The sequence below is a fragment of the Mesorhizobium sp. B2-4-1 genome, assembly GCF_006442185.1.
In the GTDB taxonomy this organism is placed as follows: Bacteria; Pseudomonadota; Alphaproteobacteria; order Rhizobiales; family Rhizobiaceae; genus Mesorhizobium.
The window spans coordinates 197,472-209,431 of record NZ_VFVN01000007.1; the positions used below are offsets into that span (position 1 = coordinate 197,472).

General features: G+C 64.5%; 12 protein-coding genes. 7 read left to right on the forward strand and 5 right to left on the reverse strand.

Features of this window, described 5'->3' with window-relative positions; genetic code table 11:
* Positions 1-51 precede the first annotated feature (51 nt).
* Together FJ949_RS19420 and FJ949_RS19425 are read right to left on the reverse strand one after the other, a co-directional pair.
* Positions 52-1,548 (reverse strand): FAD-linked oxidase C-terminal domain-containing protein, encoded by a 1,497-nt coding sequence (locus FJ949_RS19420; RefSeq protein WP_140498369.1) that lies wholly within the window; start codon positions 1,546-1,548, stop codon positions 52-54.
* Between the two features lie 160 nt (positions 1,549-1,708).
* A complete protein-coding gene (locus FJ949_RS19425; protein WP_140498370.1) occupies positions 1,709-3,031 on the reverse strand; it encodes a DUF3422 family protein in 1,323 nt (440 codons plus the stop codon).
* Between the two features lie 210 nt (positions 3,032-3,241).
* Between FJ949_RS19425 and FJ949_RS19430 the strand changes: the two genes are divergently transcribed.
* Genes FJ949_RS19430 through FJ949_RS19440 form a run of 3 tightly spaced genes read left to right on the forward strand, consistent with a single transcriptional unit; the run spans position 3,242 to position 6,014 of the window.
* A complete protein-coding gene (locus FJ949_RS19430; RefSeq protein WP_140498371.1) occupies positions 3,242-4,045 on the forward strand; it encodes an FCD domain-containing protein in 804 nt (267 codons plus the stop codon).
* Between the two features lie 25 nt (positions 4,046-4,070).
* The gene (locus tag FJ949_RS19435; RefSeq protein ID WP_140498372.1) at positions 4,071-5,207 is read left to right on the forward strand and encodes an alpha-hydroxy acid oxidase; all 1,137 of its coding nucleotides are present in this window, start codon (positions 4,071-4,073) and stop codon (positions 5,205-5,207) included.
* Between the two features lie 39 nt (positions 5,208-5,246).
* A complete protein-coding gene (locus tag FJ949_RS19440) occupies positions 5,247-6,014 on the forward strand; it encodes a metallophosphoesterase family protein (RefSeq protein ID WP_140498373.1) in 768 nt (255 codons plus the stop codon).
* Positions 6,015-6,054: 40 nt separating this feature from the next.
* On the opposite strand, the gene FJ949_RS19445 is transcribed toward FJ949_RS19440, so the two are convergent.
* Both FJ949_RS19445 and FJ949_RS19450 read right to left on the reverse strand, forming a co-directional pair.
* Positions 6,055-6,195 carry a hypothetical protein gene (locus tag FJ949_RS19445; RefSeq protein WP_181165325.1) on the reverse strand — a complete coding sequence of 47 codons (141 nt, stop codon included), beginning with the start codon at positions 6,193-6,195 and terminating at the stop codon, positions 6,055-6,057.
* A 281-nt stretch (positions 6,196-6,476) separates the two neighbouring features.
* Entirely contained in the window at positions 6,477-7,175 is a 699-nt protein-coding gene (locus tag FJ949_RS19450; protein WP_140498543.1) for a type 1 glutamine amidotransferase, read from the reverse strand.
* Positions 7,176-7,263: 88 nt separating this feature from the next.
* Here FJ949_RS19450 and FJ949_RS19455 point away from each other — a divergent pair, with 88 nt between their 5' ends.
* The 4 genes from FJ949_RS19455 to FJ949_RS19470 all read left to right on the forward strand — a co-directional run bounded on the left by FJ949_RS19455 (position 7,264) and on the right by FJ949_RS19470 (position 11,455).
* Positions 7,264-7,926, forward strand: coding sequence for a hypothetical protein (locus FJ949_RS19455; protein ID WP_140498375.1), 663 nt, complete (start codon positions 7,264-7,266; stop codon positions 7,924-7,926).
* Positions 7,927-7,957: 31 nt separating this feature from the next.
* Positions 7,958-8,692: a 16S rRNA (uracil(1498)-N(3))-methyltransferase gene (locus FJ949_RS19460; protein WP_140498376.1), complete on the forward strand. Its 735-nt coding sequence runs from the start codon at positions 7,958-7,960 to the stop codon at positions 8,690-8,692.
* Positions 8,693-8,935: 243 nt separating this feature from the next.
* Positions 8,936-10,309, forward strand: a complete 1,374-nt coding sequence (locus FJ949_RS19465; RefSeq protein WP_140498377.1) for a glutamate--cysteine ligase — start codon at positions 8,936-8,938, stop codon at positions 10,307-10,309.
* Positions 10,310-10,408: 99 nt separating this feature from the next.
* A complete protein-coding gene (locus FJ949_RS19470) occupies positions 10,409-11,455 on the forward strand; it encodes a DUF937 domain-containing protein (RefSeq protein ID WP_140498378.1) in 1,047 nt (348 codons plus the stop codon).
* Positions 11,456-11,625: 170 nt separating this feature from the next.
* Here the strand turns inward: FJ949_RS19470 and FJ949_RS19475 are convergent, their stop codons facing one another.
* A complete protein-coding gene (locus tag FJ949_RS19475) occupies positions 11,626-11,916 on the reverse strand; it encodes a DUF1127 domain-containing protein (RefSeq protein ID WP_140498379.1) in 291 nt (96 codons plus the stop codon).
* Between the last annotated feature and the right edge of the window lie 44 nt (positions 11,917-11,960).

Here is an 11,960-nt window from a genome sequence, read left to right on the forward strand (position 1 = left end):
GGAGATGTCCGGCAGGACAGAGGGGGGTGTTCACGCGCCAACATAGATCCCTCAAAACCTCGGAATGTCCGGAAACGCCATCTGTCCGCGATGCACATGCATGCGCCCCAGCTCCGCGCAGCGGCGCAGCTGCGGAAAGACCTTGCCCGGATTGAGCAGATGGTTGGGATCGAAGGCGCATTTGACCCGCATCTGCTGGTCGAGGTCGATCCCGTTGAACATTTCCGGCATCAGGTCGCGTTTCTCGACGCCCACCCCATGCTCGCCGGTCAAGACGCCGCCGACCTTGACGCACAGCCGCAAAATGTCGGCGCCGAAACTCTCGGCTTTGTCGAGTTCGCCCGGCACGTTGGCGTCATAGAGGATCAGCGGGTGCAAATTGCCGTCGCCGGCATGGAAGACATTGGCGACGCCGAGCCCGTATTTTTCGGAGAGCTCGCGCATGCCGGCCAGCACGCGCGGCAGTTCCTTGCGCGGGATGGTGCCGTCCATGCAGTAGTAGTCGGGCGAGATACGGCCGACCGCGGGGAAGGCTGCCTTGCGCCCTGCCCAGAAGCTCAATCGCTCCTGCTCCGACTGCGAAATGCGGCAGGTGGTCGAACCGTTGCGGATGGCGATCGCCTCGACCGCGGTGATGAGATGATCGACCTCGACGCTGGGCCCATCGAGCTCGACGATCAGCAGAGCCTCGACATCCAGGGGATATCCGGCATGGACGAAATCCTCCGCCGCATGAATCGCCGGACGGTCCATCATCTCCATGCCGCCCGGAATGATGCCGGCGCCGATAATGTCGGCGACGCATTGGCCACCCTGCTCGCTGGTCGGGAAGCCGATCAGCAGCGCACGTGCCGTCTCCGGCTTCTTCAAAATGCGCACGATGACTTCGGTGACGACGCCCAGCAGGCCTTCGGAGCCGGTCATGACGCCGAGCAGGTCGTAGCCTTCCGCGTCCAGATGCCTGCCGCCGAGCCGCACCACCTCGCCGCTCATCAGCACCATCTCGATGCCGAGCACATTGTTGGCGGTCAGGCCGTATTTGAGGCAGTGCACGCCGCCGGAATTTTCGGCGACATTGCCGCCGATCGAGCAGGCGATCTGGGAAGATGGGTCGGGGGCGTAGTAAAAACCCTCCTGCTCGACGGCGGTGGTGATGCCGAGATTGGTGACGCCCGGCTGGGCGACGACGATGCGATTGGGGAAATCGATCTCGATAATGCGGTTGAAGCGGCTCATGACCAGGAGCACCGCGTCCTCCAGCGGCAGCGCGCCGCCCGACAGCGAGGTGCCGGAGCCGCGCGGCACGACGCGGATGTTGCGGTCATTGCAGTATTTCAGCACGCGCGAAACCTGTGCCACCGTTTCGGGAAGCACCACGACCAATGGCAATTGCCGGTAGGCGGTCAGGCCATCGCTCTCGAAGGCGCGCATTTCGTTGGCCGCGTCGACCACACCCTCGCCCGGCACGATAATGCGCATGTCGGCGACGATCTCGCCGCGCCGGCGCATCGTGGCGTCGTCTGGCTTGGGCATGGCAAGGCCGGACATCGGCAGCCTCATCTCGCGTGACTGGTCAAAATCTTTTACCAGTGAAGGGCGTCGGTTGCAAACCCCGCTTTGACCGAGAGCGGACACGGACGCAACGGACGCCTTCCGTAGCGGCAATCTGCCGCTGGCGCGCTTTACCCTGTGGGAAGTAAAGGCGCGCCTACTCGCCCGGATGTTTCGTCGGCTCGGAATGCATGCGCCGCACCCGCCGCACGCCCCACCAGACCAGCAGGATGGCGAGCGGCACGCACGCCGCCGTGACCACTTCGGGCGCGAAGGCATGGCCGAAGATCGAGGCGCCCTTGGCGACATAGCCGACGAGGCCGACGACATAGTAGGAAACGGCCGCGACCGACAGGCCTTCGACGGTCTGCTGCAGGCGCAGTTGCAACCGGGCGCGATTGTTCATCGAGGCGAGCAGGTCGCGGTTCTGCTTCTCGACCTCGACATCGACCCAGGTGCGCAGCAGCGTGGTGGCGCGCGTCAGCTTGCGCGACAGGTTGGCCTGACGCTCCTCGACCGAACGGCAGGTGCGCATGGCAGGCGCCATGCGCCGCCGCAGGAACCCCGCCCAGGTGTCATATCCCTGTACGGCTTCTTCCTCGAGCGCTTCCAGCCTTTCGCCGACGATGCCGTCATAGGCACGGCTGGCGCCGAAGCGGTAGAGGCTCGACGCCGCATCGGCTTCCAACTCAGCCGCGAGTTCGGTCAGGTCGGCAAGCAATTTCTGGCTGTCGCGGGTCTCGGCGAGTTTCATCTCCAGCGTGATCTGGGCCAGCCTGTCCTCGATACGGCGGGCGCGACCGGACAAGGCCAGCGCCAACGGCAGGCCGAGCATGGCGAGCGTGCGGTAGGTCTCGATGTCGATCAGCCGCTGCGACAAGGCGCCGGTACTGGCCGGCGTCAGGGCGCGGTCAAGGATCAGCATACGGGTCAGGCCGTCGCCATCCTGGCGGAAATCGGTGACGATTGCTGCATTGCCGCGTTCGACCAGCGAATAGCAGAGGCTGGTCGGATCGAAGCCGGCGATCGACCGCTCGCCCGCCTGCGTCCATTTGCGGATCTCGAGCCGGATGCCTGAAATAACGGTTCCGGGTGGAGAAAATCCGTTGCCGAACGGCGAATCCTCCTGGCCCTTGCCGCCTTCGGCAAGCGGCCCTTCCCACAGATAGGTGGAGAATTCGGTATGCCGCTCCCAGCGCAACGAGCCCTGGCCCCATCTCATGGCGTGATGGCGGGCCTGACGGTCGGGCGCGGCTATGCCGAGCCGGCGCGACAGCTCGGAAAGCACCGAATGATCGACGCCGGCGCCACCCTCGGTCATGAAGGCAAGCTGGATCAGCACACGCGGCTTCTCGACCAGCGGGTGCGGACGGGCATGGACTTCGCCCAGCGCGCCGGGCCGTCCCTCATGCGCCGGAAAGCCGAGCACGCTGCCCTTGGCGCGCGGCTGAAATTCGAGATTGGACGGGTCGTGCGACACGGCTTGTTCCCCGGGTTTCTTTGAACCCTCTTGCAGTTGCGTCCTCTAGAGCCAATAGGCTCCTGACGCAAACAGCAAAGTTTAGCCGAAGACGATATGGGCGCGAGCGGGGAAGCCGACACGCTTCGACCAATTGGATAAATAATTTGACCAGTTGGCGACGCTGGCTTTATCTTGCGTGACACCGGTTCAACACTCCCAGGCATGCCGTTGAGCGACATTTTTTCCAGGATCGAGCACTCGCGAACCGCCGACGAGGTGGTGCAGCAGATCGAAAGCCTCGTCCTCGAAGGCGTGCTGCGCACCGGCGACCGGCTGCCTGGCGAGCGCGAGCTGGCACGCCAGTTCGATGTGTCCCGGCCGATCCTGCGCGACGCGCTGAAGGCGCTCGAGGGACGCGGCCTTTTGACGACGCGGCCGGGCGGCGGCACATATGTAGCCGACATCATCGGCCAGCTGTTCACCAAGCCGGTGGCGGACCTGATCTCGACGCATCGCAAGGCGGTGGCCGATTACCTGGAATATCGCCGCGAGGTGGAGGGGATCGCCGCCGAATATGCGGCGCGGCGCGCCACGCCGGAGGACCTGGCCCTGCTCGACCGCATCATGGCACGCATGGACGAAGCGCACCGCACCGGGGATTTCGACGACGAAGCCGAGATCGACGTCGAATTCCATCATGCGATCTGCGAATGCGCGCACAACATCCTGCTCCTGCATACGCTGCGCTCCTGCTACAGGCTGCTGTCGCAAGGCGTGTTCCAGAACCGGTTGCTGGTGTTCACCGTGCCCGGCGCGCGCGATGCGCTGCTGGCCCAGCACCGGGCGATCCACATCGCGGTCAAGGCCGGCGACCCGGCCGGCGCGCGGCAGGCGGCGATGGACCACATGATCTATGTCGAGCGGTCGATGGCGCAAGCCGAGCGCAGCGGCGACTGGCAGCGCGTATCGCGGCTCAGGCTCAGGCAACGCTCTGAAGCCGGCGGTGCCGAACCGGCGCGCAAACGCTCCTGAACGATATCGATCAAGCGGGGACACGATGAGCGACATTCTCACCATTGCCGACCTCAAGGACCTGGCGCGACGGCGCGTGCCCAGGATGTTCTTCGAGTATGCCGATTCCGGCGCATGGACCGAGAGCACCTACCGGGCCAACGAGGACGACTTCCAGAAAATCAAGTTCCGCCAGCGCGTGCTGGTCGACATGAGCAACCGCTCACTGGAATCGACCATGATCGGCGAGAAGGTGGCCATGCCGGTGGCGCTGGCCCCAACCGGCCTGACCGGCATGCAGCATGCCGACGGCGAGATGCTGGCGGCGCAGGCGGCCGAGGAATTCGGCGTGCCGTTCACGCTGTCGACGATGAGCATCTGCTCGATCGAGGATGTCGCGTCGGTGACGAAGAAGCCGTTCTGGTTCCAGCTTTACGTGCTGCGCGATAAGGACTTCGTGCTCGACCTGATCGACCGGGCAAAAGCGGCGAAATGCTCGGCGTTGGTGCTGACGCTCGACCTGCAGATCCTCGGCCAACGGCACAAGGATGTCCGCAACGGACTTTCGGCGCCGCCCAAGATGACGCTGGCCAACATCGCCAACATCGCGGTCCGTCCGCGCTGGTGGATGGGCATGGCCGGCACGAAGCGCCGCACGTTCCGCAACATCGTCGGCCACGCCAAGGGCGTCGGCGACGTGGCTTCGCTGGCGTCATGGACGACGGAGCAGTTCGACCCGCATCTGTCGTGGAAGGATGTCGCCTGGATCAAGGAACGCTGGGGCGGCAAGCTGATCCTGAAAGGCATTCTCGACAAGGAAGACGCATTGATGGCCGCTGAAACGGGCGCCGACGCGATCGTCGTTTCCAACCATGGCGGGCGTCAGTTGGACGGCGCATCCTCGTCGATCATGGCGCTGGAGGAAATCGCGGACGCGGTCGGCGACAGGATCGAGGTGCACATGGATGGCGGCATCCGCTCCGGCCAGGACGTGCTGAAGGCACTGTGCCTCGGCGCCAGGGGCACCTATATCGGCCGGCCGTTTCTCTACGGCCTGGGCGCGCTCGGCAAGGAAGGCGTTACCAAGGCGCTGGAAATCATCCGTAAGGAGATGGACATCACACTGGCCCTGTGCGGAAAACGTCTGGTGACCGACATGGGCAAGGACCAGATCCGGCGCTAGCCAGGTCGGCGACGGCCTGATCACGGAGACAGCGATACGTTGGCAGAACCCGACATTCATTTCCTGGACGCGCGCGGACCGGACGGCATGCGTCTCTACGCAATCGGCGATGTCCATGGCCGGCTCGATTTGCTGGCCGCCATGCATCAGCGGATCGAGAGCGAGCTCGAATGGAAGCCGGCTCGCGACTGGCGCGTCATCCACCTCGGCGACTATGTCGACCGTGGGCCGGACTCCAAGGACGTCGTCGATTTCCTGATCGAGGCGCGCAAACGCGATCCGCGAAACCTGATGCTTGCCGGCAATCACGATCTCGGATTTCTCGATTTTCTCGATACCCCTGACCCGGACGGGCTTTTCATGCGCTATGGCGGGGTCCAGACGGCGCTATCCTACGGTGTGCCCCTCGCGGCCGACGCCGGCTGGTTCGGCAGGATGGAGACGATGAGACGGGGGCATCAGGCTCTGCTCGAAGCAGTACCGCAACACCATATCGATTTCCTGCGTTCGCTACCCTTCTCAATCAGCTTCGGCGACTTCTTCTTCTGCCATGCCGGCATCCGGCCAGGCGTTGCCCTGGAGAACCAGAATCCGCAGGATCTGATCTGGATCCGCGACGTTTTCCACGATCACGCCGGCCTTTTCCCGAAGATCGTGGTGCACGGCCACACGCCCGTTCCCGAGGCGGAGGTCATGGCCAACCGCGTCAATGTCGATACGCTCGCCTGGCAATCAGGCATGCTGAGCGCGCTCGTTGTCGAGGACGCCGACAAACGCATTCTGACAATGACAATAAGGGAAGCTTGAGTGGCGCGCGTCGCGGAAACGACGCGAACGGTCCGGCTATTCAGCGCAGCGAAGCGGTGACGCCGTAGCCGTCGACGGCGTTGTGGTTGTTGGCGGCATCGGCCGCATAGATGCCGAGACCGCAAATCACGATGGCGGACATCATGGCAAAGGACAGAAGCGCTGCTTTCACGGACGTCATCTCTTGTTGAGCTTCCTGCATCTGTGCACGAGGCGGTTACCAATGCGTTGAAACCGAAAATACGTCTCAAAGTTTCGACGATTTCGCGCTTCTAGGCACGTTCTGTATCGGCGGTGTGTCGCACGGGCCACACAAAGGTCCGTCGCGGTTGCACCGGTGATGCAGAGCGCGCGCCTTCTAGGATGGCGGGCGTACACAAGCCAAGGACGAAACCGGTTTTCCCCAGGCGGATTCACCGCCGCGTGCCAATTATGCCACGCCCTGGTCCGCAGAGATGATGCTCAGATCGTCGCCACCCATGCGCGGGCGATGGCAAGGCCGGCAGCATCGGCATCCGGTCCGTTACGGGCCATTTCGCCCTCGAGCTTGCCGGCCCAGTCGGGGTGGCGCGCTGCAATGATCGGCGCGAAAGAGGTGCTCCAGTCCTTCACCAGCGGCCGATCGGCCTCGAAGTGGAACTGGAAGCCGTAGACGGCGCGGCCGACGCGGAACGCCTGGTTCTCGGCGACATCATTGCCGGCGAGCCGCACGGCGTTTTCAGGCAGCACGAAGGTGTCGTCGTGCCATTGGAAGATCGGGAACTTTTCCGGAAGCTCGGCCAGCACCGGATCGGCCTTGGCGTCCGGCGTCAGCGAAACGCCGCGCCAGCCGAATTCGTTGGCGCCGCCGATGCGGTTCTCGCCGCCGAAGGCGCGGGCAACCAGCTGGCTGCCGAGGCAGATGCCGAGCACCGCGCGGTTCTTGCCGGCGAAATCGCGGGTCAGTTCGAGCAGCGCCGGAAAATAGGGATATTCCTCATCGGCCAGCGCGTTCTGGCCGCCGCCGAGCACCACCATGGCGTCGTGGCCGTTCGCATCATCCGGCAGCGGATCGCCCTTGTAAGGAAGGCGGATGTCGAGATCGGCACCGGCTTCCGCAAGTGCCGCGCCGACCTGGCCGAGGCCGGTGTTGTCGTAGTTCTGGACCACCAGCACCCGCATCGCAAAACCCTGCTGACGTGAAAACGATGCGACGAGCGATATCATGGCGCCGGCATTTCAGCCAAGATGCGGGCGCGCGGAGAAAACTATGCCACTGCAAAACCGGGTCGATCCGTTCGGCGCTATCCACGCCGTGCCCGAGCGCGGCCTGTTCATGGGCAATCGCGGCATCATCCACGATCCCGAGACCAGGACGCTGTTGAAAAAACGCTGGGCGCTTCACGCCTGGATCATCTGCGTCTGCGACTTCGGCGACGTGCGGCGCGAGCCGATGGGCCGCAACCGGCGACGTGATGATCTATCGGGACCCAAGGCGGGCTGGACGGAACTGTTCTTCCTCGACGAGGTGACGGCGCTGGCGGCGGGCCATCGGCCCTGCTTCTTCTGCCGGCGCGAACGGGCCAGGGATTTTGTGGGTCGCTTCGGCGAAGCCTTCGGCATAACGGAGCCGCGCGCGCCGCAGGTCGACAAGCGGCTGCACAAGGAGCGGCTGGCCGCGGGCGGCAAGCCGCCGGTGGTGGAGGCTGACGAGCTTGCAGGCCTGCCCGACGGCACGATGGTCGAGGGTGGAGGCAATGCCTACGCCTTGCGTCGCGGCAAGGCGCTGCGCTGGTCGTTCGCAGGATATTGCGGAGCGCAGGATTTCAACGACCTCGCTCATCGGTCGCTACGGCTGCTGACGCCGCCGACCACGATCGGGGTGCTGAGGCGAGGCTACGAACCCGTCTGGCATCCTTCCGCCAAGGCTTGACGGCAACCGCCGGCTCGCCCATTCCTCGGCCATGCGCGCCAATTACAAGATGCAACGCCTGTTCGTGCCCGACGATCTCGGGCCGGAGATCGAGTTCGACGCCGGCCACCAGCAGAGCCATTATCTTCTGCATGTGCTGCGGCTTGGCGAGGGCGCCGAGATCCTGTTGTTCAACGGCCGCGACGGCGAATGGTCGGCGGCCATCGCGGCCAAATCCAAGAAGGCGGTGAAGCTGAGGGTGCTGGCGCGGCAACGGCCGCAGCCGCCGCTGCCCGATCTCGTCTATTGCTTCGCGCCGCTGAAGCAAGGCCGGCTCGACTATCTGGTGCAAAAGGCTGTCGAAATGGGCGCCGGCGTGCTGCAGCCGGTCATCACCCAGCACACGCAAGTGGCCAAACCCTCCATCGACCGCTTGCGCGCCAATGTCGTCGAGGCGGCCGAGCAGTGCGGCATACTTGCGGTGCCGCAGGTGCGGGAAGCGGAAAAGTTCGAACGCCTGCTGACCGGCTGGGACACGGAGCGGCGGCTGGTCTTCTGCGACGAGGACGCTTCGACCAACAATCCCCTGCCCGCGCTGCAAGCGGTAAGCGAAAGGAAGCTCGGCCTGCTGGTCGGGCCGGAAGGCGGATTTTCCGATGAGGAGCGCAAGCTGTTGCGCGCTCTGCCTTTCGTTACTGCCATTCCGCTCGGCCCGCGCATCCTGCGCGCCGATACGGCCGCCGTGGCCGCACTGGCGGTGATGCAGGCCACAATCGGCGATTGGTGAGGGTTTCTTCCTCCCCTCTTGTGGAGATGGGAAGAGCCGCATCGTTCAATTCCTGTTGACCTCTGGCTCAGGATTTTTCGCTTGATCGGCTACTGACATTTCGTCCATCTAGCGCCGGCGGTCTTCCGGCCGCCCTGCAGTGCCGCGCGTCGACGCGCAAAGGCCGCTGTAGTACTTTGATTTTGGCGCATATCCCGAAAATCGAGGTCGATTTCGGGATCATAGCGCCGCAGGGGCTTGATGATGGCGCGCGACACAACCGATTTCCGGCCGATCGAAGGCATGGACGAACTCGTCGCGCATCTGGCCGAGGGCAACAAGCCGCGGAACAAGTGGCGCATCGGCACCGAGCACGAGAAATTCCCGTTCTACGTCGACGGCAACGGGCCCGTGCCCTATGGCGGCGAGCGCGGCATACGCGCCATCCTCGAAGGCATGCAGTCAAAGCTCGGCTGGGACCCCATCATCGATGACGGCCGCATCATCGGCCTGGTCGAGCCGACCGGCCAGGGCGCGATTTCGCTGGAGCCCGGCGGCCAATTCGAACTCTCCGGCGCGCCGCTGGAGACGATCCACCAGACCTGCCGCGAGGGCAATGCCCACCTGGCGCAGGTGCGCGAGATCGCCGAGCCGATGGGCATCCGCTTCCTTGGCCTTGGCGGCAGCCCGAAATGGTCGCTGGCCGAGACGCCGAAAATGCCGAAGTCGCGCTACGAGATCATGACGCGCTACATGCCCAAGGTCGGCACCAAGGGCCTCGACATGATGTACCGCACCTGCACGATCCAGGTTAATCTCGACTTCGAGAGCGAGGTGGACATGCGGCGCAAGATGCAGGTGTCGCTGAAGCTGCAGCCGCTGTCGACGGCGCTGTTCGCCAATTCGCCCTTCACGGAAAGCCGGCCGAACGGCTTGCAGAGCTGGCGCGGCGACATCTGGCGCGACACCGACAACCAACGCTCGGGCCTGCTCGAATTCTGCTTCTCGCCCGATTTCGGTTTTGCCGACTATGTCGAATGGGCACTCGACGTGCCGATGTATTTCGTCATCCGCGACGGCCAGTACCACGACATGACGCACGTCACCTTCCGTCAGTTCATGGCCGGGGCCGTCCGCAATGAAATCCCGGACGGATTGCCGACGATGGGCGACTGGGCTAACCATCTGTCGACGCTCTTCCCCGACGTGCGGCTGAAGCGCTTTCTCGAGATGCGCGGCGCCGATGGCGGGCCGTGGCGGCGCATCTGCGCCCTTCCGGCCTTCTGGGTCGGGCTGCTTTATGACGAGGCAGCGCTCGATGCGGCGGAGGCGCTGACCTCGAGCTGGACCTACGGGGAAGTGCTGGCGATGCGCAACGCCGTGCCCGAACAAGGCATTTCGGCGCCGTTCCGCAACGCCACGTTGCGCGACATCGCTCGCGACGTGCTTACCATCTCGCGCATGGGGCTGAAGAACCGCGGCAAGAAGAACCGCGACGGCTATGACGAGACCTCGTTCCTCAACACGCTCGACGAGGTCGTGGCGCGCGGCACCACCAGCGCCGAGGAGATGCTGTCGGCCTACCACACACGCTGGGGCGGCTCGATCGAGCCGGTGTTCATGGAATACGCCTATTGACCCTCGGCTTTGAGGCGGCCGAGCTCCTGCAAAAGCCGCTTCAATCGGCGGTGGAAACGAATTAGGCTTCTCCGGCGGGGATTTCCGGAGGAGAGACCAATGCCTTCCTTGTTCGACATGCTGGCACAAGCCCAGAACGGCAGCGGCATGCAGGCGCTTGCCCAACAATACGGGCTCTCGATGCAGCAGACACAATCTGCGGTGGAGGCGTTGCTGCCTGCCTTTTCGCAAGGACTGAGGCGCAACACCGCCGATCCCTATGGGCTCGGCGCCTTCATGACGGCGATGGCGAGCGGCCAGCACGCCAAGTATTTCGAGGACGCGACCCGGGCCTTCTCGCCGCAAGGCATCAATGAGGGCAACGGCATTCTGGGGCATCTGTTCGGCTCGAAGGATCTGTCGCGCGCGGTTGCCGGCCAGGCGGCGCAAGCGACCGGTATCAGCCAGCAGGTGCTGCAACAGATGTTGCCGGCCCTGGCCTCGATGATGATGGGCGGGCTGTTCAAGCAGACCACCAATCAGTTGGCCGGGGGGCAGATGCAGGCGGCCAGCGGCTTCGGCGCCGCCGGCAGCAATCCGCTGGGCGAGATCATCGAGCAGATGATGCGCCAGGGAGGCGGCCTGGGCGGCGCCCAGGCGCCGGCGCCGCAGCCGAGCCCGCCATCGCGAGACCCGATGGACAACCCGCTTGGCAAGGTGCTGCAGGACATGTTCGGCGGCGGCGCGCCACAGCCGCAAAGCCGATCCCAGCCACAACCGCAGCAGACACAGAACCCCTTTGGCGACAATCCGCTCGGCAAGGTGCTGCAGGACATGTTCGGCGGTGGCGCGCAGCCGCCGCAGGACCAGCCTCAGCCGCAGCAGACCCAGAGCCCCTATGGCGACAGTCCGCTAGGCAAGATCTTCGAGGAGATGCTGCGGCAAGATGGCGGTGCATCAGGCGGCGAGCAGCCGGCGCCGCAGCCCCAAGCTCGGCGGCAGCCCCAGGCGCCGCAGCCGCAGGCCAATCCGAGCGGCAGGCCGACGAACCCGTTCGACGATCTGTTTGGCAAGATGTTCGAGACCGGAGCGCAGCAGCGCGACGACTACCAGAAAGGCATGGAGTCGATTTTCGACCAGTTCAAGCGCGGCATGGATCGGCGGTAGCCGTCGCCCAGGTTTTGGCTTTTGCCTCGCGCAAAAAGAAAGCCCGGTCCTTGGGAGGACCGGGCAGCGTGCAGGCAGGCCGGCGGGGGACCGGCAGGGAGTGGGAAGCCTGCATGAACCTTGGTCGCGCTGACTGATGAAAAGGTTCAGCGGGACCGAAATTCAACCGATCAGGCCACCCTGCGGGCGATGTCCTCGATGGTTTCGACGCGATCGCTGGCGATTTCGCGCAGCATCGCCGTCGGATCGCGGCCAAACGGCACGTCGATGGCGACGTGCAGGTCGGCGCGCGTCAGGCCGATATCGGCAAGCTCGGCGTCCGACATCTCGCCGAGGCGATAGAAGGCACGGCGGTTTTTCCAGGCCTGGTAGACATTGGAGACCGCATTGATCGCGCGCGTCGCAACGGCCGGACGCGTGGTGATGCGCGAGGTCTCGGTGGCGAAATCAAACGTAACCATGTCGGTCTCCTTCAGACTCGAACGGGCAAAACCAGGCGATCGGC